Annotated in this window: 1 protein-coding gene and 1 pseudogene; both read left to right on the plus strand. The window is 33.5% G+C overall.

The window, feature by feature from the left end:
• Window positions 1–13: 13 nt before the first annotated feature.
• On the plus strand, window positions 14–127 hold the full coding sequence (locus MT390_RS19720; protein WP_499442914.1) for a hypothetical protein: 114 nt from the start codon (window positions 14–16) through the stop codon (window positions 125–127).
• A 170-nt stretch (window positions 128–297) separates the two neighbouring features.
• A pseudogene (locus MT390_RS19725) lies at window positions 298–537 on the plus strand (DUF3316 domain-containing protein); the annotation flags it as partial.

Here is a 537-nt window from a genome sequence, read left to right on the forward strand (position 1 = left end):
GAAAGACTTAAAAATTAAAGATACTAACGTAACAATTGAAGAATTTGCACAAACACGTGGACAAGTAGAATACCGCGCTATTGTCAATGTAGATTACAACTACAAAACATTAAGAAGCGATAACTAATCAGCGCTTGGTAATGTAAAAAATAGAAATAATAGAAAGCACGAAGAACAAATAAAGCAAAGAAAATAGCACAAGTCGTGAACGCCAGTAGGTAGCGACAACACTATATAGCTTATAGATAGATAACTTATAAATAGTTAACTTATAAACAAATTATTAAGGGCACCAACATGAAAAAATTAACTACAGTATCAGCACTAGCAGCAACATTATTAATCAGTTCAAGCGTTTTTGCAGCATCACAAGTTGTGCATTCAGACAAAACATTCAGCACTGATGCATTCACAGATAAAGCAGCGGCTTATGAAGCTGGATTCGATTACATCGATTCACTCAATACATTACCTGCGAATGAATTACGTCAAAAACTAATCGTTATCAGTGAAACACCTGCAAACGATATTAAAATT

Source organism: Vibrio sp. 2-Bac 85, assembly GCF_037546705.1.
GTDB lineage: Bacteria > Pseudomonadota > Gammaproteobacteria > Enterobacterales > Psychromonadaceae > Psychromonas.